This is a genomic window from Variovorax raffinosi (genome assembly GCF_051216615.1).
Taxonomy (GTDB): Bacteria; Pseudomonadota; Gammaproteobacteria; order Burkholderiales; family Burkholderiaceae_C; genus Variovorax.
Map to the genome: position 1 here is coordinate 236,795 of NZ_JBPJZR010000011.1, position 24,157 is coordinate 260,951.

The 24,157-nt window shown below is 69.3% G+C and carries 11 protein-coding genes; 4 read left to right on the forward strand and 7 right to left on the reverse strand.

The features are described 5' to 3' along the window. Nucleotides 1-66 precede the first annotated feature (66 nt). Nucleotides 67-516: an Lrp/AsnC family transcriptional regulator gene (locus ACSFB7_RS28400; protein WP_435475663.1), complete on the forward strand. Its 450-nt coding sequence runs from the start codon at nucleotides 67-69 to the stop codon at nucleotides 514-516. Here ACSFB7_RS28400 and ACSFB7_RS28405 read toward each other — a convergent pair. Further along, nucleotides 513-1,139: a TetR/AcrR family transcriptional regulator gene (locus ACSFB7_RS28405; protein ID WP_435475664.1), complete on the reverse strand. Its 627-nt coding sequence runs from the start codon at nucleotides 1,137-1,139 to the stop codon at nucleotides 513-515. The genes ACSFB7_RS28400 and ACSFB7_RS28405 overlap by 4 nt on opposite strands. A 134-nt stretch (nucleotides 1,140-1,273) precedes the next feature. Between ACSFB7_RS28405 and ACSFB7_RS28410 the strand changes: the two genes are divergently transcribed. Further along, nucleotides 1,274-2,503 carry an ABA4-like family protein gene (locus ACSFB7_RS28410; RefSeq protein ID WP_435475665.1) on the forward strand — a complete coding sequence of 410 codons (1,230 nt, stop codon included), beginning with the start codon at nucleotides 1,274-1,276 and terminating at the stop codon, nucleotides 2,501-2,503. 27 nt (nucleotides 2,504-2,530) lie between these two features. Here the strand turns inward: ACSFB7_RS28410 and ACSFB7_RS28415 are convergent, their stop codons facing one another. The 5 genes from ACSFB7_RS28415 to ACSFB7_RS28435 form a co-directional block, all read right to left on the reverse strand. Next, complete coding sequence (locus tag ACSFB7_RS28415; RefSeq protein ID WP_435475666.1) at nucleotides 2,531-5,680, reverse strand: autotransporter domain-containing protein; 3,150 nt, start codon at nucleotides 5,678-5,680, stop codon at nucleotides 2,531-2,533. Nucleotides 5,681-5,791: 111 nt separating this feature from the next. Further along, nucleotides 5,792-6,394, reverse strand: a complete 603-nt coding sequence (locus tag ACSFB7_RS28420; protein WP_435475667.1) for a 2OG-Fe(II) oxygenase — start codon at nucleotides 6,392-6,394, stop codon at nucleotides 5,792-5,794. Between the two features lie 487 nt (nucleotides 6,395-6,881). Next, the gene (locus ACSFB7_RS28425) at nucleotides 6,882-7,346 is read right to left on the reverse strand and encodes a hypothetical protein (protein ID WP_435475668.1); all 465 of its coding nucleotides are present in this window, start codon (nucleotides 7,344-7,346) and stop codon (nucleotides 6,882-6,884) included. A 13-nt stretch (nucleotides 7,347-7,359) separates the two neighbouring features. Further along, a complete protein-coding gene (locus ACSFB7_RS28430; RefSeq protein WP_435475669.1) occupies nucleotides 7,360-11,661 on the reverse strand; it encodes an OmpA family protein in 4,302 nt (1,433 codons plus the stop codon). Beyond that, on the reverse strand, nucleotides 11,658-19,667 hold the full coding sequence (locus ACSFB7_RS28435; protein ID WP_435475670.1) for an SdrD B-like domain-containing protein: 8,010 nt from the start codon (nucleotides 19,665-19,667) through the stop codon (nucleotides 11,658-11,660). The genes ACSFB7_RS28430 and ACSFB7_RS28435 overlap by 4 nt, the downstream gene beginning before the upstream one ends. Before the next feature lie 242 nt (nucleotides 19,668-19,909). Between ACSFB7_RS28435 and ACSFB7_RS28440 the strand changes: the two genes are divergently transcribed. Both ACSFB7_RS28440 and ACSFB7_RS28445 read left to right on the forward strand, forming a co-directional pair. Then, the gene (locus tag ACSFB7_RS28440) at nucleotides 19,910-20,767 is read left to right on the forward strand and encodes a helix-turn-helix domain-containing protein (RefSeq protein ID WP_435475671.1); all 858 of its coding nucleotides are present in this window, start codon (nucleotides 19,910-19,912) and stop codon (nucleotides 20,765-20,767) included. A gap of 8 nt (nucleotides 20,768-20,775) precedes the next feature. Next, nucleotides 20,776-23,100 carry a sensor histidine kinase gene (locus ACSFB7_RS28445; protein WP_435475672.1) on the forward strand — a complete coding sequence of 775 codons (2,325 nt, stop codon included), beginning with the start codon at nucleotides 20,776-20,778 and terminating at the stop codon, nucleotides 23,098-23,100. A 15-nt stretch (nucleotides 23,101-23,115) separates the two neighbouring features. On the opposite strand, the gene ACSFB7_RS28450 is transcribed toward ACSFB7_RS28445, so the two are convergent. Continuing rightward, entirely contained in the window at nucleotides 23,116-24,039 is a 924-nt protein-coding gene (locus tag ACSFB7_RS28450; RefSeq protein WP_435475673.1) for a helix-turn-helix transcriptional regulator, read from the reverse strand. Nucleotides 24,040-24,157 lie beyond the last annotated feature (118 nt).

Below are 24,157 nucleotides of genomic sequence, written 5' to 3' on the forward strand. Positions count from 1 at the left end.
AAAGGCGAAACCGGCCGATTGCCATGGAAAATCAGGCGCACCGACATATCACCCAGGACCCAAGCCATGCTGGACGCGATCGATCAGGACATCTTGAAGGCGCTCGGCGCCAACGCCCGCATGTCGCTCAAGGAACTCGCGCTGCAGGTGGGCCTGTCTTCGCCCAGCGTCGCAGAGCGGCTGCGGCGCCTCGAAGAGCGCGACGTGATCCGCGGCTACACCGTGCAGATCAATCCCCAGGCGCTGGGCTACCAGTTCCAGGCCATCGTGCGCATCCGGCCCCTGCCGGGCCAGTTGCAGGCGGTACAGAAGCTGATCGAGAACACGCCGGAGTTCTGCGAGTGCGACAAGGTCACGGGCGAAGACTGTTTTGTGGCGCGGCTGTATCTGCAATCGCTCGAACAGCTCGACCGGATTCTTGACCGCATCGCCAGCAAGGCCGAGACGAACACCTCGATCGTGAAGGCGCAGACCATCATGCGAAGGCTGCCGCCGTTGGGGACGATGCAGATCTAGGGCCAGAGCTGCCGCAATATCTCCGGCAGCATCCCGCCCACGAAATCCTTCGTGCATTCCGAGCCGGCCAGCTCGCCGAACTTCTCGTCCAGCGCCAGATGCGCGAAGCCATGCACCGACGACCACGCCGCCAGCAGCGTGGCCTGCGTCGCGCGGTTCAGCGGCTTCTTGTGGCCCCAGCCGGTGTAGTCGCGCACCGCCAGTTCGAGTTCGCCGAGGGCCGCGTCGCCGGCCACCCTGAGCCTTTCGTCCTGTACCAACCGGTCCTTGCGGAACATCAGGTGAAAGCGCCCGGGGTAGGTCAACGCGAAATGCACATAGCCCATGCCCTGCCCGCGCAGCCTTGCGGCGGGGTCGTCTCCGCCCGTGGCGGTGCCCTCGCGCAGGCAGCGCGTGAGTTCCTCGAAACCCAGGATGGACACCTCGGTCAGCAGGCCCGCCGCGCTGCCGAAGTGATGCAGCGGCGCGGCCGGCGACACGCCCGCGCGGCGCGCCACCTCGCGCAGCGTGAAGCCCTCGACACCGCGCTCGGCCAGCAGGACTTCGGTGGCCGCGATCAGCGCCGCGCGCAGATCGCCGTGGTGATAGGGCGCCGGAGCGCTCGCCGTTTTTCGTGCCGTCATGACTGCTGGTTTCCGGGGGTCTTCATCGGTGGAACTTTACACCGTTCAAATTCTTCTGGATTTTTCATCTAAACACCGTCAAGATATCGCCAGTTTCATCCGACCCGATCTTCCTTTCCGCACGCGAGGCCACCATGTTCGATTCACTTTTCAGCGTGGGCAGCACCGTCGCCCTCCCCGCCTGGGCCGCCCTTGGCGCCGCGCCCTGGCTCGGCCGCGCCAAGCCCGCCATCTGGGCGCTGACCGGCATCGTCATTCCCGTGGGACTGGGGCTGGCGTACTGGTGGCTCATGGCCACCTACTGGTCTTCCGCGCCGGGCGGCGGCTACGGCTCGCTGTCGGCGGTGCACGCGCTGTTCCAGCAGCCGGCACTGCTCACGGCGGGATGGTTCCACTACCTTGCCTTCGACCTGTTCGTGGGCACCTGGATCGCGCGCGAAGGCGAGCGCGCGGGCATCGCGCCGCTTCTTCTCATTCCCTGCTTCGCGCTGACCTTTCTGTTCGGCCCGGTGGGCCTGCTGGCCTTCCTGGCGCTGCGGGTGGCACCCTGGTGCGCGTGGCTGGCGCGCGAGCTGCACCGGCGACAACCGCAACTGGCGTGGTTCGGCGGCCTCCTGCTGGCGGCGATGGTGCCGGCGCTGCTGGCGGCCTGGCTCGATCCGCGCACGCTCCCCGGCGTGGGTGTCGGCGTGGGCGTGTGGGTCAAGCCGCTGAAATTCATGGCGTCGGTGAGCCTCTATGCGCTGACGACGGCATGGCTGCTCGGCGACCTGCCGCGCATGCATCGCGGATCGCGCACCGAACGCGCGATTGTTGCGGTCGTGATCGCGACAGGCCTCTTCGAGATCGCCTACATCACGCTGCAGGGCGCGCTGGGGCAGGCCTCGCACTTCAACGAAGACTCGACCTTCCATGCCGTCATGTACACCCTGATGGGCGTGGGTGCGCTGTCGCTCAGCGCCACGGCTTTGCCGCTCGCATGGCTGGTGGCGCGGCACGGTGACACGCTCGCACCGGCCTACAAGCTGGCGATCGTGCTGGGCCTGCTGCTGACCTTCTTGGGCGGTGCCGGTGGCGGCATTGCCATCAGCCTGCACGGCGGCTCGACCATCGGCGCGATCGCTGGCGGCGCGGTGCTGCCCCTGGTGGGCTGGTCGGCCACCGGCGGCGATCTGCGCGTGGCGCATTTCCTGGGCGTGCACGCGCAGCAGATGCTGCCATTGGCCGGCGCGCTGATCGCCATGCTGCGCCTGCCGTTCGGCCGCGTCGCCGTATGGCTGGTGACGAGTGTCTACGTCCCGTTGATCCTTCTTGCGTTCAGGCTCGCCTACGCAGGCGTGCCGCTCATGTCGTTCGGGGCGTGACGCCGACGGCGCGCACGCCCCGGCCCGTCAGAACTTCCAGTCGAGGCTGGCGCGGACGGACTGGTCTTTCATCTTCGAGGCGAACTGCCCGCTGTAGGCCACGCGAAGCGTCGCACGCGGCGCCACGCGCAGGTCGAGCTCCACTTCGGCGAGCGTCGCGTTTTTCGCCACCGGCACGCCGGTCACCGTGAACGGTGCGCTGCCCATCAACGCCGACGTCATCTGCGGCGTGAGGTCGCCGAAGCCGCGCCGCCAGCCCAGCGAAGCCCGGGCCGTTGCACTCATTCCGCCGAGATCGAAGTCCATCGACGTGCGCGCGCCGAGCGTGCTGAAGGTCACGTTGGTGTCGCCGCCCTGACCGTACAGCGCCGCGAGGCCACCGCGCTCGCGCAGCTTGCTGCTCGACAGGTTCACATGCGCAAGATTGGCGAAGGGCTCGACATCCACGCCGCCGGCCTTCAGCTTGTAGGCCAGCTCTCCGAACACTTGCGCCGTGCGCGCGTGCGAGCTGCCCTGCAGGCTGTCGGCAAAGCCCGGGAACGACACCGAGCGGCGGGTCGACAACTCGTTCCACGTGAGGGCAAGGCCGGTGCGCACGGCCAGCGGACCCTGCTCGGTGCCGCCGTACACGCCCAGGTGGTAGTTGTCGCTCGAACCCGAGGCCTGCCGATCCTGCACGTCGAAGCTGGTGTGGCTCACGCCGGCCACGACGCCGATGCGCCCTTCGTCGAACAGAGGGCCATCCACGCCGCCCATGAAGCCGCTCGCGGAACGCGAGAGCCTGCCGGCATTGCCGTCACCGCCCGCATGCCCCCAGGAGCCGAAGGCCTGGCCCCACACGCCGTAGCGGCCGGGAACGCTCGCGAGGGTCTGCGCATCCTTGCTGCGCGCCTGCGCCGCGTCGCCGTTCGCCACATCGGATGCGGAACGCAGGCGGCGCAGCACGGCGTCGCGCACGAAGCGGCTGTCCTCGATCAACGCGGTCTTGGCCGAGGCATGCAGCTCGCCGCCGAGCTGGTCGAAGGCCGCGCGTGCCTGCGGCCCGGTCTGCAGGTTCAGCACCGCCAGCTTGAGGCTGCTGGCATCGGACAGCGTGTCCGCGCCCATCGCGGCGGCGGCCTGGTTGCGCGTGGTGGCCGCTGCGGCGAATGGTGCCACCTGGGCGATGTCCAGGTAGGCACCGGCTGTGTCGTAGCTGAGCTTCGGGCCGACGAACAGCGAGATGGGCGCCGCGTCGCCCGACAGGCCGGCATAGGTGCCGACGATGCCGCCCGTGGCCGTCAGCAGGTTGTAGCGCTGGCCGAAAACGAAGGGCGCGTCGCTGGTGCGCACGATCTGGATAGTGCCGCCTTGCAGGATGGCCTTGCCGCCCACCACGATGCGGTCGCTGGCACCGCCGGGCGCCACTTCGGCCTGATAGAACGATCCGGCCGCCTGCAGGAAGTCGCCGCGCACCGTCAGCGTGCCGATGGAGTTGCCCGGCGCCACGGTGCCGCCGGCGGCGATGGTGGCCGTGCCCACCGAGCCCGTGCCGCGCAATGCGCCGCCGGCATTGACGGTGGCGTCGCCCGCCGTGCCGTTCACCGTGAGCAGGCCCGTGTTGTTGACGACCGATGCCGAGACGATGGAGGCCGCCTTGTCGATCACCAGTTCGCCGCCATTGACGCGCGTCTCGCCCGTGTAGGTGTTGTTGCCCTGCAGCGTGAGCTGGCCGGCGCCGCTCTTGGTGAGGCCTGCCTCGTAGGCGGTGGGGTCGGCCAGCTTTTTCGTGAGGTAGGCCACGCGGTCGGCAGCGACCTTGTAGGCGAACCTGGTCTGGTCGTCCGCCGTGGCTGCCGGCGCCGGAGTGTTGCCCGCCTGCCAGGCGTCGACCTCGGCCTGCTCCTCCGCCTTTCTCTGGACGATGGCTTCCTGGGAAATATCGTTGCGCCAGACGTCCTTCTGCCCACCCGGCAGGTTGTAGTCGAAGCGGCCGAGAAACTGGGCCGGGCCGTCCATTGCCTTTTGCAGATCGACGAGGCCCCAGCCGACGATTGCGTTGGGCACCTTGCTGCTGCTGATCTTCAGCGGCGTGATGTCGCTGAACACCACGGGGTCGCCCTTGATGATCGGCCTGCTCGTGTCCACCTCCATGTTCTGGGCCGTGGTGAACAGCACCGTCAGCGCCTGTTCGTTCGTCATGAAGGGGTAGCGCTCCATGATCAGCGCCAATGCGGCCGACGCATGCGGTGCCGCAGCCGACGTGCCGTTGAAACTCGCGTAGGTGGGATTCGGCTTGGTCGCACTGCCGGAGTAGCTGGTGGACGATGTTCCCGTGGGCGCGGCCACGCACCAGTACTTTGCGATGCCGCACTTGTTGTAGACCTGCCCCTGCTGCCTGGCGTAGCCGGTGGTCGTCATCCAGTTGCCCTCCAGTTCGGGCTGGAAGTACGGCAGCGAGCCACGCAGGCTGGCGTTGTCGTAGCCGGTGTTGCCGGCGCTGAAGTTGTTGATGACGCCGTTCCTCGAGACTTTCGTTGCCGCATTCAACCAGGTGCCCTGCCCGTTATTGGCCACGCTGTGCTGCCAATAGGCATTCGTGATGTCTTTCAGGGTGTTGTATTTCTCAGCGCCGGGCTGGGAGCCCCAACTGTTGCTGATGATGCGCACGCCCGTGGCAGCCAGCGCGTCATAGGCGGCGGAAAAATACTTGGCGTCGGAAGCTGGGAACTTGGGATCGGAAACGCCGAACAGGAACCCGTCCGTGGCGTTGGTGTTGGCCTCGTAGACGGTCGCGTTGAATGCCACGCCGTGCATGTCCTTCCCGTCGCGCGCTGCGCCGATGGTGCCGCTGACCAGCGTGCCGTGCGTGTTGTTCTTCGCATTCAGCACACCCGAGATCCCGTTGCTCGTGACCGGAATGAAGCGGCTCGCCGGCAACCCCGGATGCTTGTCGTAGTAGCCCGAATCAAGAACCCCGATGGTGATGTTCTTGCCCGTATACCCCGCCGCATAGGCGTACTGCGCCTTCATCGCGGCAAGCCCCCATTCCGCATTGAACTCGCTGGTGCGCCAGCTTTCGGGGTCCCCGGTCTTCCCCGGGTCCTGGTAGCTCGCCGGCTGCGCGTTGGCACACGAGATCGACAGCAGCACGAGGCACGAGCCAAAGACATTCCTGCGAAACGGAGGCACTTTCATTTTTTGTTCCCTGTTGAAGTTGGAGGCCGACGACAAGCCGCCCGTCGGATGGCGGTAAAAAATGAAACGGCGATCCACTGCGGGCGCCCGATTACCGTTTCGCCCGTCCGCTCAAAGGACGAGACGTGTCTTGAACATCAGGGTGATGCGCATCACGGGGCAGGCGCGCGAAACGCCGCGGGCCACGTGGAACACAAAGCCGGGAAAGACCAGCAGCCGGTTCGGCTTCGGGTAGATCGCGGCGAGGATGTCGCTCTTGTCCTTGTTGAAGATCAAGGTCTCGCCGCCCCAGTCCGGGTCCCAGTGCGCGTGCGGGTAATACACGGCGGTGCATGCGCCCCGCTCCACCGAGTCGGTGTGCGTGGCGCCGTCGCAGCCGTAGGGCAGCCCGTTGGCGTAGCAACGCTCCAGTGCATGGCCCGCGAAGTGCGAGTGCTTCAGCCGCTGCCAGAGCCCATGGACCGGGGGCGCGTTGCGCGCAAGCTCGGCCTCGACATCCGGCGACGCGCTGGCCTCGGCGGCATCGAGACTGCCCGCGAAGTGCCTGTGCCAGAAGGTCTGGATGGCATCGCCGGCGTGCGAGCGCCAGCCGTGCGACCAGTTGCCCGAAGAAAGAAAGGTGTGAAGGTCTCGCTGTTCCTCAAGGGGCAACAGGTCGTCGACCACGACGATGTCTTGCCAGGGCCTGACGCCCTCGCCGGTTGGTTCTTTCACGGACTCTCCCTGCTCTTTTCATTTTTTGAATTGCGCGAGATCGCCTGACCGGATGCGGCTGTTTCCGGAAACCCACGCAATGCAGCTTGTAGCAACGGCTGTGCCAACCCCGGAGCGCATGGCCCGCAAATTCGCGTGCCCAAAGGCACACCTTTGCCTGCCTTCGCCCCCATCGCGCCATCCACCGGCCGGGCGGTGCATACCTTTGCCGTATCTAATGCAACATTGTTGCACCAGATAGGGCGCCTGCACCTTGGTGGAATCCCGGGCCGCATCCGCCCATGCGCCTAGGCCGACTGGCCAATTGCCCTTCTTTCCTGGCCAACCTACAGTGCCCTTCCCGCCCCTTCACCGGCGCGCAAGTGCCACTGACACGGAGGTTCCCTGCGATGCAATCCCTCGTTTCCTGCTATGCCTGCCTGGGCGCCTGGGGCGTGGGGTTGATTGCGCTGCAGTTGCGGCGGCCTCCCCGGCTGGATGCGGAGCCTCAGATGCGTTCCCTGATCTGCGCCTTCAACGCCTCGGGCAGTGCGTCGGGCAACGCGCCGAGCATCGAATCCAGCAGCGCCCATGAGGCGCCGTCCTCGCAGGCGTCGCCATCGCAGCAGCCCTGTGCGCGCACCATCGCCTCGAACAGCGCCTCGCAGCAACGCACGGCGGCGGCGAGCTGCGCCTGACTGTAGAAGCGGCCACCGATCACGCTGGCCTCGCCGGGCATGAACCCGTAGGCGGCGGCCTTGCTGCGGGCGAAGGCGGCGACGTCCTCGCGGTAGGTTTCGTCAGGCCGGCGGCCGGCCAGCACGCGCGCCATGAAGTCGGCCTGGAAGTCCTGCGCCCACTCCTGGTAGAGCCGGTAGCGGTCCCGGTCGTCGCCGGGATAGCTGGCGCACGCAAGGGCCTGTGCAATATCGACCAGGGGCAGCGTGAGGTCCATGTGTCGCGCCTCGGGCATCCGTGCCGCCGGATCAGAACTTGCCCAGCACGTTGAGGAACCACCCCTTGCTGCGATAGCTCATGTCGGTGAGGTTGTCGGAGTAGTCGGTGAAGTTGTAGCCCACGCCCACCTTCAGGTTCTCGTTGACGTGGTAGTACGCGGCCGTGACCCAGCCGTTCTTGCGGTCCTTCAGTTCCTTGGCGCGCAGCGAGCGCCATTCGAGCATCCAGTCCCAGTTGCGCACCAGCTTCCAGTCGACGCGCAGCACGGTCAGCTGCGCCGAGCTCTTGAACCACGGCGCCGAGCTGTCGCGGCTGGCGCGCAGCTCGCCGAGCCGCCAGGCGTACTTGCCGCCGATGGTCCAGCGCGGGTCGATGTCGTAGGTGGCATCGATGGCAAAGACGTGGCTGCGCTGCTGGTAGTCGATGCCGGTGGTCGACACGGTGGTGCCCAGGTTCGCATCGAGCCCGCCGCCCGACACCACCTGGCCCGGCGACGACAGGTCGTACAGGTAGGTGTACTTGAAGAGCAGGTTCAGCCGGTCGTCCAGCGCGGGGCGCAGTGCGTAGCCGAGCATGGCTTCGGTGTACTTGGCCGCGGCCAGGTTGCCGGTGGTGCTGTCGCTGTCGGCCCAGTTGAGCTTGCCGATCCAGCGCGCGTCGTCGTCCATCTTCCAGGTAAAGGAGTTCTTCAGCAGCCAGCTCGTGCGCGACTCGGCCGAGGTGCGGTCCCTGCGGTATTCAAGGCCGCCGCTGTACTTCAGGCGCTCGCTCGAATAGCCCGTGGTGAAAGCGATGGCCTGGCGGCGGGTGGCGCCGAGCGTTTCGGCACCGACCCAGCCGTTCTCGAAGTTGACGCCGAAGGTCCAGCGCGTGTCGGGCGCGTACTGCACGCCGTAGGCATGCGTGAGGCCCGGCTGCGCGCCGGTGGCATGGCGATGCTCGGTGAACATCGTCAGGCCGTCGCCCACGCGCGAGCGCACGCCGGTCACGAGGCTGCCACCACGGCCGATGAGGTTCTCGTCGGTGCGGCCGGTGTCGGCCACGTAGGTCATGTAGACGCTGGAGCGGTCGTCGTACTGGTAGTCGACACCGGCCTTGCCCGCGAGCCCGCCGTCGCCGGTCGAGAGTTCGCCGCGCAACGCCAGCTTGTCGGTGAGGCGGTAGCGCCCGCCCAGGCCCAGGCGGTCGTTGTCCAGCCGCGTGCCGGTGCGCCGCAGCGTCTTCTGCGCGAAGCCGTAGGCGCTCCAGCGGTCGCTGCCTGTGTATTCGAGCTGCACGGCCGTATCGGCGCGCTCGCCCGACACGGCCTGCGTGCTGGGCAGCGACGGGCTGGTGATGAGCGCGTCGCCGGTCTTGTCGTCGTAGCGCAGGCCCAGGCCCAGCTTCCATTCGGGCGACAGGGCCAGGCCGTACTGCGCGTCGACCACGCTGCTGTTGTAGCCGTCGCGTTCGTCGCGGCGGTCGACCTTCAGGCGCAGCTCGCCGTTCTCGCCCTTTTCGCCGAAGGGCACGGTGCCCGACAGCCCGACCTGCCGCGTGGCGTTGCTCGCGTACTGGCCCGGTGCCGAAAAGCCGGCATCGCGCGACTGCGCATAGGCGCTGATGCGTCCGCCGCCCCGGATGTCGAAGTCGGCCAGGTCGGCCTGCCCTTCCAGCCGCCAGGCGCTCGCGTTGCCGGTGGGGCCGTTGCCCAGGCGGGTGTTGCCGGTGCCCACGGCGCCGTTGCGCCCGCTGAAGTTGAAGCCGCCGTCGAGCGAGTCGAGCTGGCCGGTGCCCGGCCCCTTGCTGCGCGCGAACTCGCCCTTGACGTAGGTGGTCTCGGTCTTGCGCACCGTGACGTCGACACCGGCCAGCCGCTGGTCGGCGCCGATCTGGTCCTGGCGCGATGCGGTCACGCCCACGCCCACGTGGTCGTTGGCCCACCACGACACGCGGCCGCCCACGGCGAGCGTGCTCAGCGAGGTGGTGAGCGGCGTGTATTCGTAGTCCACCACCAGGTAGGTCGGCATGCCGGTGAAGCCGCCGGCGCGCACCAGCGAGCCGTCGTCCGACAGGCTGGGCAGCGGCGCCGACAGCAGCACGCGGCCCTGCAGGTAGTCGATCTCGTAGTCCGAACTCGGCACGAGCTGCGTGCGCTTGAGCACGAAGCCCGAGTCCTTGTCGCGGATCTCCAGCGTCACGCGCTCGGCGCCGCGCGTGATGTCCTGGTTGCGAAGGTAGTAGAGCGAGCCGCCGGTGCCGCGGAACTCCTCGCGCGCAGCGAGCGTGCCGGGCTCGGCCGCATAGGCGTCGACCTTCAGGCGCGCTTCGCCGAACGACGTCGACTCTTCGCCCAGGTAGCGGCCGTAGAAGCCGTACAGGCCACGGCTCACGCGGGTCAGCTCGGTGTCGCCGAAGTTGAGCTTGAAGTTGCCCCACATGGCCTGCGAGCGGCCGTCGTCCACGCGCAGGTAGAAGCGGCCCTGCGTGGGCGCGTCCTCGATGGTGGTGGAGTCGTCGCCGAAGGTGCTCCACGAGTCCTCGGGGTCGAAGCGGCGGAACAGCGAGGTCGGGTCCTTGCGGTCGAGGTTGCGGAACAGCTCCTTGAGCGGCCGCTCCTCGGTGTCGACGCTGGCCGTGAGCGTCCAGCGGTCGTTGAGCTGACCCTTGGCATAGCCCGCGATGCGGCCTTCGCTCCAGCCGCCACCGCCGTAGCGGTTCTTGTCGTTGGTCATGATCGCGGCGGGGCCACTCACGCTGTTGGTGCCCACGGTCAGGTCGGCCTGGCCCACGAAGAACCAGTCGCTTTTGGGCAGGTCGAAGTCGCGGCGATAGGCGCGCGTGGCGCCCTGCGCATCGGTGACGGCGATCTCGCCGGTCTGCACGCGGCGCGGCACCAGTTGCTGGAACACGAAGCGCCCGCTTTCGTCCACCGGCACGGCGAAGCCGAGCGCGCGCACCGTCTCACCGGGGCGGATGGCGGCACCGCTGGCGGTGACCGTGCCCGCGCTCAGCGGAATGTTGGCGATGGCGATGTTGTTCTGGCCGTAGGCGCGCAGCAGCTCGCGCGCCACGTCGGGCGTGACCGCGTCGGGCAGGTGGCGCTCGGCCACCGAGAGCGAGAGGTCGTCGGTTTCGTCGAAGCGGCCCTGCCGGTCGTACACGCGCACGCGGTAGAACAGCTTGCCGGCCGTGCCGGCGGCCAGCCGGTCGCGCAGCCCTTCGGGCACCTGCCATTCGCCGCGCAGCGTGGCGTCGAGCGGCACGGTGGCCAGCAGGCGGCGCTGCATCACGTCGTTGGCGGTGAAGATGCGCAGCTCGGCCTTGCTGGTGAACAGCAGGTAGTTGCTGTAGCCGGCAAAGCGCACGGTGTCGCCGGCCACCACGGTGGTGGGCCATGCGGTGGCGCTCAGGCGGCGCGGCTGCGAAAGGTTGTCGTACTGCAGGCGAAGCTGGTTGCGTTCGAGCTGCACGTCGACACAGCGCTGGCGGTCGGCGCTGGTGGCGCCCTCTCCCGCTGCGGTGGACGGGCCCTTGCCATCGGGCGTGAGCAACTGGCCATCGACGCTCAGGCGCAGCGGCGCATCGTCGGTGCCGACGGCCGTGAAGGTGCGGCATACGCCGGGGTCGGCCACCGGTGCGGGCGCGGCCACCGCCACGGGCGCATCGCGCCAGTACACGCGCACTTCGACGCGCCGGTTGGCCGCCCAATTGGCGGGGTCGGTGGCGGGCGTGGCCACGGGCACGTCGGGGCCGCGCGAGGTGGCGTCGGCCGCACCATCGGGCAGGCCGAGGCGCTGCGTGAGGTAGCGCCCGACCTGCTGCGCGCGGGCCAGGCCCAGCGCGTGGTTGTCGGCGAATCGCTCGCGCGAACGGGCGCTCAGGGCCTGCGTGTCGGTGTGGCCGACGATCTCGAAGCGCAGGCCCTCGCGGCCCTTGACCTGATCGGCGATGCGGTCGAGCTGTGCGCGGTCGGCCGGAGCGAGGCCGTCCGCGCCGGACTCGAAGTGCGGCGTGCCGGTGTCGCTGCGTTCGACGGGCGATGTGGCCGCAGCAACTGTCGCTGCAGCGGGCACTGCGGCTTCGCGCGCGTCGCCGAGCACGAAGGTGGCCTTGGGCAACTCGCGTTCGCTGCTGCGCGGCAGGTGCCGCGTGCCGTCGATGTCCACGGCACGCGGGTCGGCGGCAGCGTGGTCGAGCATGCGGCCGCGCACGGCGCTCTCTTGCGCCAGGGCGAGCCCCATGCTCATGCAGGCGGCGGTGACGGCGCCCGCGAGGGCCACGCGCTTCGGAAGCTGTCTTCTTCTCATGTCGGCTCGCTGGAACATGTTCGGTGTGAAGGGGCGGGTCATGGCTTGGCCGCCTCCGGGGTGGCGGGCGTCAGCTCGACCTCGACGTCCAGGTTGAAGAGCGGCTCTTCCTTGCGCTGCGCGCGTTGCTCGCCCAACTGCTTCCAGCGCGCGAGCACGGCGGCCTTCACCGCATCGACGCGCTGGCGGCCCAGGGCTTCCGCCTCGCCGGGCGCGGCCTTGTAGGCCAGGCGCAGCACCGAGGTCTTCTCGGCCAGCACGTTCACCGTGCGGTCGAGTTCGGGCACGAAGCCGGCGCGCAGTTCGGCGCTGCCGCCGTCGTCGAAGGCCGTGCCCTGCAGCGCGAGCCGCACGACGCGGTGCACCGTGGCGCCGAAGTTGACCTTCAGCACCTTGCCGCGCGTGGCACGCTCGGCGGCCGGGTTCTCGCTGGTGGTGCGGAAACCCGAGGGCAGCGTGCGTTCGTCCAGCTTCAGCACCAGGTTGCTGCCGGTGCCTTCCTTCGGAATGGCGGCGCAGGCGATGTGGTAGCGGCCCTGCGCATCGGTCGTCGCCAGCACGCCGTTGACGGTGGCGATGCGCACGTTGGCAATGCCCGGCTCGCCTTCGTCCTGGTAGCCGTTGGCGTTCTTGTCGTCGTAGACCTTGCCGATCACGTCGGTGCAGTCGAACAGCGCATCGGGCACCACGCGCACGGTGGCGGTGGCCAGGTTCGACAGCACGCGGCCGCCCACGCCCTGCGTGGCGACGACCTGGTTGACGAACTCGCCCTCGCCCACGCCGACCCCCACGCCCGCGACCATCAGGTATTCGCGCGTTTCGTTGGGCGCGAAGTTCTGGCCCGGCACGATGAGCTGGCGCCCGTTGACCTGCGGCACCACCGGCAGCGCGACGCCGCCCGGCAGGATGCGCACGCTCATCGAGCCCTGGATGTAGCGGAAGCCCGGTGGCAGCGTGTCGACCACGGCCACGCCCGGCACAGGGTTGCCGCGCGTGTTGCGCGCCGTGATGCGGTAGGGCAGCAGCTCGCCCTTCTTCACGGTGAGCTTCGAGGTGGTCTTGCGCAGCTCGATGAGCGTGGCGTCCGACGGGTCGAGCGGAATGTTGTTGGCCACCACGTGCTGGCCGCCGCCGGCCGGCCGCATGAACAGCAGGTAGTAGCCGGCGCCGGGCACCAGCGCCGCGCCGGGGCTCACCACGCAGGGGTTGGTCTGCGCGGGCACGGGTCCGTTGGCCGGTGCCGAGCACGACTGCGTGCCGAGCGCGCCCACGGCGGCCGGGTAGATCGACGACGGCAGGTAGTTGCCCGGCGGCGTGATCGCCAGCTTGTATTCGCCGGCCGGTGCGCCCGGCAGCACGAAGAAGTCGTAGTAGCCACCGGGGCCGGTGGTGTAGCTGTCGCGGCCGTCGAACAGGTGTTGCGCCGGATCGAAGCCGGGCGGGCCCACCAGTCGCACCACGGCGCCGGGCACGGGCGTGCCGCTGATGCTGTCGTACACCACGCCACCCGGGTCGTACGGCAGGTCCTGTTTCTGCACGTTGGCGCCGGGGTTCACGCGCACCTTGATGGTGAAGCGCGGGTCGCTCGCTGGCGGCGTCGGGTACGGGCCGTTGGCGCCGTTCTGCGCCGCGTCGGTGGGCCACACGCCGCCGACGACACGGCCGTCGGGCGAGCGGAAGCGCACGCGGTATTCACCGGGCGTGAGGTCGCCGAAGCGGTAGCCGCCATCGGCGGCGGTGGTCACGCTGTACAGCACGGTGGCCGCGGTTTCGGCGCAGGCGTTGCCGCCGTCGCCGCAGCGCATCAGCTCGACCGTCCAGCCTTCGCCGCCGCCCTCGCCGCTGTCGCGGTTGCGGTTGTGGTTCTGGTCGAACCACACGTTGCCGGTGAGCGAAGCGGGCTGGTTGCTGTGCTCGGTGAAGTCGTAGCCGGTGCCGTTGGCGTTCAGCGAGGTGAAGCTCACGCGGATCTGGTTCGGCCCCTGCGCGGTGCCGCCCAGCGTGCCCGGCACGGCGATGCCTTCGTCGTAGCCCGCGGGCTGCGTCTCGGTGACGATGTAGCCGCCGGGGCCGGGCAGCGGCAGGCCGGGCAGCTCGTAGCGGCCGTCGGCGCCGGTGACTGCGGTGCGCGTGACCGGCTGGCCCGCGGCATCGGTGCCGGTCAGCGTGATGGTCACGCCGGCAATCGGCAAGTCCTGCGGCTCGCGCGTGCCGTTGCGGTTGGCGTCGTTGTAGACGGTGCCCGCCAGCGATGCGCCGCGCTCGCCGAAGTTGTAGTTGTCGCCGTTGCCGCCGCGGTAGGCGATGGCGCTGATGACGTCGTTGCCCAGCGTGCCGCTGGGCACACCGTCGAGCGTGCCGACCGCATCGAGGCCGTCGGCATAGGTCACGGGTTGGGTCTCGCGCACGGTGTAGCCCGCTGCGTCGGCCGGCAGCAGGCCGGTGAAGGCGTAGCGGCCGTTGGCGTCGGTGACCACCGTGGCGTTGACCGGCAGGCCGCCCGAGGTGCGGCCGGTGAGCGTGAGCGCGACGCCCGCAATGCCCGGCTCGCCCGCCTGGCGGATGCCGTCGTTGTTGCTGTCGACGTAGACCCAGCCGCCGATCTGGCCGCCGCGCTCGCCGAAGTTGTAGTCGATGCCCACGTCTTCCGACACCAGCGCGAGCCCGCCGAAACGGTCGTTCACGTTGCCCGGGTTGGCGGCGCCGCGCGGCGCGCCACCCACGGTGCCGAGCGACTCGGGGCCGTCGGCCATGCCGGCGGGTTGGGTCTCGTCGATCTGGTAGGTGCCGGGCGTCAGCGCATCGACCAGGTAGCGGCCGTCGGCGGCGGTCTGCACGGTGCGGTCGACGGCGTTGCCCAGAAAGTCGGTGCCGGTCACGCGGATGGTGGTGCCGCCGATGCCGGGCTCGCCGCTGTCGCGCACGCCGTTGGACGGTGCCACGTCGGCATACACGTAGCCCGAAAGGCTGGCGGGCTTGACGGCCGAGAAGTTGTTGCCGGCCGAGCCCGCGCCGACGGCGCCGAGCACGATGTTCTGGATGACATTGGCGGTCGAGCCCTTCGGCCCGTTGGTCACGCCATTGCCGGCCGTTGGCACGGAGCCCGGGGCGCTGCCCGCGCCGCTGACGTTGCCGGCATGCGTGATGCCGGGCAGATAGCCCTGCGGTCGCGTCTCGGTCACGGTGTAGCTGCCGGGCGCGAGGTTCGGAAAGCTGTAGTCGCCGCTGCTGTCGGTGGTGGTGGTACGCGAGACGGACTGGCCGTTGACGTCCGTGCCCGTGAGCGTGACGGTCACGCCCGCGATGCCCGGTTCGGTGGCGGGCGCGCCTTGCGCGCCGTTGCCGTCGCGGTCGTAGTACACGCGGCCCGAGATGCCGCCGGGCAGCAGCTCGCCGAAGTAATAGTCGCCCTGCGTCAGCGGCACGTTGCTGCCGCCGGCCACGGTCACGCCGGTGATGGCGTTGCCGCCGCCCTGCGCCGTGCCGGGGTGGCCGTTGGGGTTGGCCTTGCCCGGCGCGTAGTTGGCCGGTTGTGTCTCGGTGATGGTGTAGCCGCCCGCTGCCGAAGGCGGCACGTTGCGGAATTCATAGCTGCCCGCGGCACCCGAGGACACGGCCAGGATGCTGACCGCATTGCCTGCGGCGTCGGTGCCCGTCAGGCGCAGCTCCACATTCGGAATGCCGGTGTCGCCGGCCTGCGGAATGCCGTCGTTGTTGGCGTCCACGAACACGCGCACCGAAACGCGGGTGAGCAGTTCGCCGAAGTCGTAACCGGTGCCGTTGACGTTCGAGCGCAAGGCGATGGCGCTCACGACATCGTTGCCCACGGTGCCGCCGGCCGTGCCGGCCGCATCGCTGCCATCGGCGAAGCCCACGGGCTGCGTTTCGGTCAGCGTGTAGTTGCCGGGCGTGAGGTTGTTGAAGGCATACGCGCCGGTGCTCGCCGCCGTCGTGGCGGTCAGCGACACCGAATTGCCGAACATGTCGGTGCCCGTCAGGGTGACGGTCACGTTCGCAATGCCGGGGTCGCCCGCGCTGGAAGCGTTGTTGTAGTCGGCGTCCTGGTAGACGCGCCCGGCCAGGCTCGATGCGCGCACTTCGCCGAAGTTGTTGGCCGTGGAGGCGCCGCCCGTGCCGAGCACGATGTTGTTGATGTTGTTGGCGTTGGAGCCGTTCGGCCCGTTCGATGTGCCCAGTGGCACGGTGCCAGGCGCGCTGCCCACGCCGCTGACGGTGCCTGCCTTCGTGATGCCGGGCAGGTAGGCCGGTGGCTGGTCTTCGGCCACGTTGTAGGTGCCAGCGGGCACGCTGAAGCTCCAGTTGCCGCCGGCATCGGTGGTGGTCGTGAGGCTGATGGCGTTGCCCGCGCTGTCGGTGCCGCTCAGGCGAATGGTCACACCGGCGATGCCGGGCTCGCCGTTGTCGATCAGGCCGTTGCCGTCGAGGTCCTCGTACACGCGGCCCGAGAGCGCGCTGTTCTGCACCGTCACGCTGCCGTCGTTGAAGTTGTTGCCGCCGTTCGGGTCGGTGCCGCCGTTGGTGTCGCCCGAGCCGGTGGTGACGATGTGCGCGCGGTTGGTCAGCACCGTGCCGTTGGCCGGCGCCGCGCCGCTGAAGCGCACCGGAATGCGCACGGTGGCCGTGCCGTTGGCGGGCATCGATGCGATGGCGCAGCTCACGGCATTGCCGCCGGCCGCGCCGGTGCAGGTGGGCGCGACGGGCGTGAAGATGCCGCTGGTCACGCTGAACACCGGCGTGCCGGCCAGCACCAGCGGCGCGGGCAGCGTGTCGGTGAAGCTGGTGGTCTCGGCGCTGTCGGGTCCGTTGTTGCGCAGTTGCACGAGCCAGTCGAAAGGCACGGCCGACGACGCGGTGGTCACCGGCGTGCTGGTGTTGGTCATGACGGCGGTCTTGGAGACCACCTGCACATCGGCCTTGAAGCGGAAGGTGGTGTTCTCTGCCACCGAGTTGTTGGCCTGCACGGTGTCGAAGGCATTGCGCGCGGCGTCGAAGAAATCGACCTTGGCGTTGTTCTGGAAGGTGCCGCGCGACACGCCGCGCAGCACCACGCGGAACTGCAGCGAGTCGGGCTCTCCGGTCGCCCCGGTCGCACCCTGCTTGCCGCCGAGCGACGGAATGGTGAAGGTGACCTGCCCGCCGGACGAGCCGACCGCCGGGCTGCTGATGATGATGCCCGCCGGCGCGCTCGCTGACACGAAGGTGGGTGCGGCTTCGCCGGTCGGCAGGGCCTGCGGCAGGATGTCGACCAGACGCACGCCTTCCGCCGTCGATGCGGCGTTGTTCGACACCGTGATGGTGTAGCCCACGTCGTCGCCCACGTTCACCGGGTCGGCGTCGTCGCGCTTGGTGACCACGAGGTCGTACGCGGGCGCGGTGATCGAGGTCGAGGCGCTGGCGGCGTTGTTGGTGGTGTCGAGTTCGGGTGTTTCCGTCTTCACGACCACGTTGTTGGTCACGGCCGGTTGTCCCAGCAGCGCGTACAGCGGCCGCACGCGCACCGTGACGGTCTGCTGCACGTTGCGGTCGAGCGAGCTCCAGGTGCACACGAGCTGGTTGTTGGTGGCGTCGGTGGGACTCGTCTTCACCGGCGTCGTGCCACAGGTGCCGCCACCCGAGGGGACTGCATCAAGGAACATCAGGTTCGCCGGCAGCGTGTCCGTCAGGCTCACGGCATAGGCGCGGCTCAGGCTCTGCGGCACGTTCCGGTTGATGACGGTCAACGTGTAGGTGAGCTGCTGTCCGACCGGCACCGAAGTCGGCGGGCTGGCCGACTTGGTGACCGTCACGTCGCTGCGCGCGGTCAGGTAGGCGGTGGCGCGGCCGTCGTTGTTGGCAAGGTTCGGATCGGCCGGCGTGGCGGCAAGGGCGTTGGCCTTGTTGTTGATCTGGAAACCGTGATCGGTGGCCGAGGCGCCGTCACCGTAGTGCTTCGCGACGACCTGAATGACCGGGCACAGCGGCAAGGCGCTCGGCGCGTCGGTGCTCGCGCGGCAGACCGGCAGGGTCGACAGCGTGCAGCTGGAGAGCGAGGCGCTGCCGAAGCCGCCGCCGTTGGCCGGCAGCGCGCAGGTGCCGGTGAAGGTGCCGCCGTTGGCCGTCTGCGAAACGGTGCCTGCGCCCATCACCTGTGCGAAGGTATCGGTGACGACGACGTTCTGCGCTTCGGAGGGCCCATCGTTGACCACCTCGATCTGCCACGTGATGTTCTGGCCCGCGACCTGGCGGTTGCCCGCGCTGTCGCCGGTGCCCACCACGCGCTTGAGCACCTTCACGTCGGCGGCGGTGGCGTTGTCGTTCACGCCGGTGCCCAGGTTCACGCAGTCGTTGCCGGTGTTGCCGTCGGGGTCGGCGCCGAGCGTGGGTGCCGCGGCGGGCAGCGCCACGTTCACGCACATCCTGTTGACGATCTGGCCGCCGCCCGGGGGCAGCGCCGGGATGGTGGCGTTGATGATGATGTAGCCGCCGTTGCGTGCGCTGTTGCCGCCGGACACATCCACGGGGATGTCGGCCGTGAGCGTGCGCGTGCAGGTCACGTTCGCGGGGCCGGGCACCGGCACGGCGGGCGTCGGGACGACGGTGGCGCCGCCCGCGGTCACGGTGCAGGTGTAGCCGTCGCGCTGCGTGACGCTGTTGATCTGCACGCCGGCCGGCAGGTCGTCCACCAGTTGGATGGTGCTGCCCGCCAGCAGGCGCGTGCCGCCGAGGTTGGTGCTGCCGACCTGGTAGTCGAAGGCCTGGCCCAGCGGCACGTTGTTCTGCGGCCAGCTGCGGCGCTTGTCGGCGCGAAAGTCCGAGACCGAAGCCGCCACATCGGCCGGCACGCTGCCGGTGGCCGAGTTGGCGACAGGGCCGGTCGCGCTCACGGTGGCTTCGTTGACGACGCCGGTGCCGGCGGTCATCGCGATGACCGGCACCACGATGTCGCCGAGCGCCACGCTGGCGCCGTTGTTGCCGCCGATGTCGCTGCGCGTGCAGCTCACCGTCTGGCCGCTGACGGAGCAGTTCCAGCCGGTGGGCGGATTGATCGGCGACTGGATCGCGAAGTTGGCGGGGATGGTGTCGCTCAGCGTCACGCCGGTGGGCGGGCTGCCGCTGAAACTCGGGCTCAGTCGGAAATCGAAGTGCTGGCCCACCAGCAACTGGCCGCCGTTGTGGCTCTTCGCGAGTGCGAGCACGTAGCCGGCCGTCACGGTGGTGTTGGCGGTGACGGTGTTGTTGGAGGAAACGCCGTCGCCGATCGCACCCGCCGGCGCCACGGCCGGCTGGTGCGTGATGGTCGAGCCCGCGCCCGCGGTGACCGTGCCGTTGATGCTGAAGGTGCGCGTGTTGTTGCCCGCGGTGGCCGGCATGGGCAACACGCCGCAGGTCAGCAGGCTGCCGCTGATCGCGCAGCCCGAGGGCAGGCCCGTGCCCGAGACCGTCAGGCCCGTGGGAATGGGATAGGTCAGCGTCGATCCGGTGCTGGTGTCGGGGCCATTGTTGGTGAGCGTGAAGACGATCGGCACCGTCGCGCCGCTCGCCGCGTTGACCGGCGCGTTGATGGTCACCGCCACGTCGGCGCCCTGGTTCACGGTGATGGTCTTGGTCTCGCTGGAGCCGCCGCCGCTGGGCGTGGCGGTCACGCTCAGCGTGCCCTGCGTGCGCGTGCGCAGCAGCACCTCGAAGTCACGCAACTGGTTTGCCGCGAGCGTGATGCCCGAGCAGGTCAGCGTGCCGGGGCCGGCACTGCCCACCGGCACGTCGGCCGTGCAACTGCCCACCGGGACCGCGCCGGTGCCCATATAGATGGCGTTCGCGGGGATCGTGTAGGTGAACGACATGCCCGGCGCGTCGATCGGCAGGCTGTCGGTTTCGGCGACGGTCACGGTGCTGGTCACCGTGCCGCCGGCGGGCAGGATGTCCGGCACGTGGACCAGGCCGGATATCTGCGGCGCCGCATGCGCCGCCACCGCGAACAGCAGCCCCGCAAGCGACATCGCCACCCGCGCCAATGAAAAGGCACGACGCTGTGCGCGCGCGCCCGACAAGCTTTTTGGATTCCTGAACATCCCCGTCCCTCGTGATGCGTCGACCGGCCGGATGCGTTCCAAAACACCGCTGTGCGCGGGGTGGCCGTCCGGAGAAAGGGGGGATTCTTGAAAGGGGGTGCCTGCCCGGTTTTTGCGCGCCGGTGTGAAACTTTTGCCCCAGATGACACTTATTCACTATTGCAAACAAATGTGAACTTAGTCACATCGCGTTTCCGTGGAACACGCCTACGCTCGGTCGCATGTCCTCTTACTGGTCGTCCACTCCCACCAAGCGCGCGCACATCCTGCTCATCGACGACAACATCGACGAGTTGCAGGTGCTGCTGGGAACCTTGCGGGGCGCGGATCACCGGATCAGCTTCGCGTTCGATGCGATGCAGGGCTACCGCCGTGCCACCGCGCTGCTGCCCGACCTGATCCTGCTCGACGTGCGCATGGGCGCCATCGACGGCTACGCCACCTGCCGGCTGCTCAAGGCCGACCGTGCGACGGCGCGCATCCCGGTGATCTTCGTGACCGCCTCCGGCTCGGTCGAAGAGCGGCTGACCGGCCTGCGCGAAGGCGCGGTCGACTACATCCTCAAGCCCTACGAAGCCACCGAGGTGCTGGCGCGCGTGGCGATTCACCTGAGCCTGGCCGATAGCAAGCGAACGATCGACACGGCGGACGAGAGCGAGGTGGTCTATGTGGATGCCGAAGCGGCCGAGTCCGGCAATGCCAGCAGTGCCGGCCGGGACAAGGCCGACCGCGTGATCGCGCAGGCGGCCGAGCGCGTGCTGCTGTCGAACCTGTCGCGCGCGCCGTCGCTGGCCGAGATCGCGGTGCGCGTGGGCACGCATGAAAAGCGGCTGTCGCGCGCGTTCCGCGAACGCACCGGCCAGACCGTCTTCGAGTTCCTGCGCGAAGCCCGGCTGCAGCAGGCGCAGCGCCTGCTGCTGTCGTCCGCGCTGAGCATCGACGAAGTGGCGGTCGAGGTCGGCTTCTCGGGCGCCGCCAATTTCTCGACCGCCTTCCGCGAGCGCTTCGACGCCACGCCTGCCGCTTTCCGCAACGCGCGTTTTCGCGTCGCGGAGACCGACGCGGCACCCCGCGCCTGAACGCCGCGATGGCCACGCGACGCTGGGTCGCGGCGCTGCTGTGCGCCGCGTGCGGGTGGTGCCTGCTGCCCGCCGCACAGGCCAGCACCCTGCGTCTGGGCGCCATGCAGACCCTGCCGGCGATGCTCGACAGCGATGTCGAATGGCTCGAAGACCCGACGACGCGGCTGACGCGCGAATCGGCCGACGCGCTCGCAGGCGACGGCCCCGGCGGCTTCGTGCCCGGCACGCCCGCGCACATGCGGCCCGGTTTCTCGAACTCGGCCTTCTGGCTGCGCTTCACGCTTGCCAACGACAGCCGCGCGATCCGGGCGATGCGCTTCGTGCTGGACACCACCTGGCTGCAGCGCGTCGACTTCCACGTGCTGCGGCAAGGGCCCAGCACGGACGGCGGGCAGCCGCAGGCCTGGACCCACACGGCGGCCGGCCTGGCCGTGCCGCAGGACGCCCCACCCGACCGCGTGCCCACGCTCGACCTCGACCTGCAGCCCGGAGAAAGCGCGCGCGTGCTGGTGCGCGTGCAAAGCCTCAGCAGCGCGAAGCTCAGCCCCTGGCTGCACACGGCCGACAGCTGGCGCGCATCCGAAGGCCGCCATGCGCTGCTCGACGGCCTGCTGATCGGCGGGCTGCTGGTGCTCGCCGTCTATTCGCTCGCGCTGTGGTGCCAGACCCGCACCTTCTCGATGGCGGCGCAGAGCCTGGGCTTCACGCTGGTCGCGCTCTACGAAGGCACCTACCGCGGCCACACGCACCTGGCGCTGTGGCCCCACAGCCCCGAGTGGAGCTACCGCGCGGCGGGCGTGCTGGCCGGCTGCTGCGTGCTGACCATGGTGGTGTACCTGTACGCCCTCACGCGGCGCGGCCCCGTGCGCCCGCCCGGCCTGCGCGTGCTGGCCCTGCTGACCGGCGTGCAGTGCGTGGTGGTGTTCGGCACATGGCTCGGCACCTATGCGCCGTTCGCGCGCATCGGCGTGCTGAACGCGCTGCTGCTGGTGTTTGCGCTCACCGTGAGCAGCTTTCTCTACATGCGGCGCGCGGGACCGGGCGGCAAGCTGGCTTTTCCGGTGATGGCCGTCGTCACCTTCGGCGTCTGCCTGCGGCTGGCCGAGCTGTCGCTGCCGGCCAGCGCGCTGCCGGGCCTCGATGCCTACGCGCTCGCCTTTCCGGGCCTGCTGGTCGGGCTGGTGGCACTGGCCTCGTGGACCCATCGCTTGTCGCACCAGCGCAGCGACGCGCAACGCACGCTGATGCACTGGCAGACGCACGAGCAGCAGCGCCTGCACGAAGAAATGACGCGCAGGACGCATGCGCTGAATGCCGCGCTCGAACAGGCCGAACACCATGCACGCGAGCAGAGCCGGCTCATGGCCTACATCGGCCACGACCTGCGCGCGCCGCTGGCCACCATCGTCGGCCAGGCGCGGATGCTGCGCGGCGAAGCCGGATCGAAGCCCGAACAGTTGCAGGCCATCGAGCGCAGCGCCGGCTACCAGCTCTCGCTGATCGACGACCTGCTCGAATACGCCAAGGGCGAGTTGCTGCCCTTCAGCTTCCAGCCCCGGCCGGTGCGGCTGCCGGCGCTGATCGAAGACATCGCGCAGTACGCCGCCGCGCTCGCGCAGCGCCAGGACAACCGCTTCGTGCTCGAACGCCCCGGCACGCTGCCGCCGGTGGTGGCCCTCGACAGCAAGCGCTTTCAGCAACTGCTGCTGAACCTGCTGTCGAACGCCGCCAAGTTCACGCGCAACGGGCAGATGGGCCTGCGCGTGGAGGCCCACCCCACGGTGTCGTCGCAATGGCGGCTGGAGGTCGAGGTCTGGGACAGCGGCGTCGGCATCGACCCCGAGAACCATCAGCGCGTGTTCCAGGCCTTCGAGCGGGCCGGCGCCAAGACCGACGGCCATGGGCTCGGCCTGGCCATCGCGCGGCGCATCGTCACGCGGATGGGGGGCGAATTGCAGCTCGACAGCCAGCGCCACCAGGGCACGCGCCTGCGCTTTTCAGTGGTGGTCGACGCGGCCCCCGAGGCCGAGGTGCCCGCCGCCTTCAGGTGCGCGCCGTTGCCCGCCCTGGCCCCATCGGCAACGGCGGGCTCGCGGCGGCGCACGCGCCCCATCGCCGGCATCGCGCCACTGCCCGATGCGATGCGCGCCGAACTCGAAACGCTCGCGCGCGAAGGCCGCTGGACCGACCTTCACGAATGGGCCGACCGGATCGCGCACGACGCGCACCATGCGGCGCTGGTCGCGGCCGTGCGGCAGGCGCTGGACGCGCTGGACTTCGAGCACATCCGCCACCTGGCACGCGCCACGCCCAGCGGGCCGCCCGGCTGAACTCGGGTGCGCTGTTCAGGCGCCGGCGTCGGGTGCGGCAACGCTTTCGCGAAACTGCCGAGGCGTGACGCCGATCTGCTGCCTGAAGCGGCGGCTGAAATAGTCGGCATCGCTGAAGCCGCACTGCCGCGCGATGTCGCCGATGCGCACGTTCGATGTCAGCAGCAGTTCTTTCGCGCGGTCGAGCCGGCGCTCGGTGACCAGTTCGGTGAAGGTGCGGTCGGTCTGCTTCTTCAGCAGGTGTGCGAGGTAGTTGGGCGACAACATGGCCGCCGCAGCCGCTTCGTTCAGCGACATCTCTTCGCTCAGGTGGTCGCGCACATAGCGCATCACGCGCTGCAAGGCGTCGCGCCGCGAGCTGCGTCCGCTGCTGTGGCGCTCGGCCTGTTCGATCAGTTGCGCTTCATGCCGCTGGCATGCAAACGCAATCATCTGCAGCAGGATGCCGCGGATCGCGCCCGCCGCCGCGAAGCCGCGTGCGCGGTTCAGCGCCGAGAGTTCGTCGAGCCAGCCGAGGATGCGCGCGAAATCAGCTTCATCGAAACCGAAGTCGACGTACTCCTGGAACAGGAACGGCGCCAGCTCGGGCACGCGGGCCACCGGCACTTCTTCAAGATCCAGTGGCTCGACCGCCAGCTCCGGCCAGAGAAAGCTTTGGTCGAAGTTCACGATGGCATAGCGCGCGCCTTCGGGATGCGGCACCACATGCACGCGGTACGGCAGCACGAAGCTCAGGTGCCCCGCATGAAACGGCCGCACCGCGCCGCCGATGAGCTGCTGCGCGCCGCCCTCGATGCTCACCTGGATCTGGAAGTACTCGTGCCGGTGCGGGCGCGCGAGCACGTCCCGCGCGCCCTCGAAGCGGATGTCGAAGTCGAGATGGTTCGCACGCTCCTGCATGCCGTAGAGGCGGGAGCTGGGAGGACGGGCCGAGGGCATCGCGCGATGGTAAGGCCGGCCCCGGCGTGGTGGTTGTGTCCTGTTTTTGCGTAGATGCGTGCGGCCGCGCGGCCGTACACCGTCCCAGAATCGACAGGCGGTGCCGGCCACGGCAGCG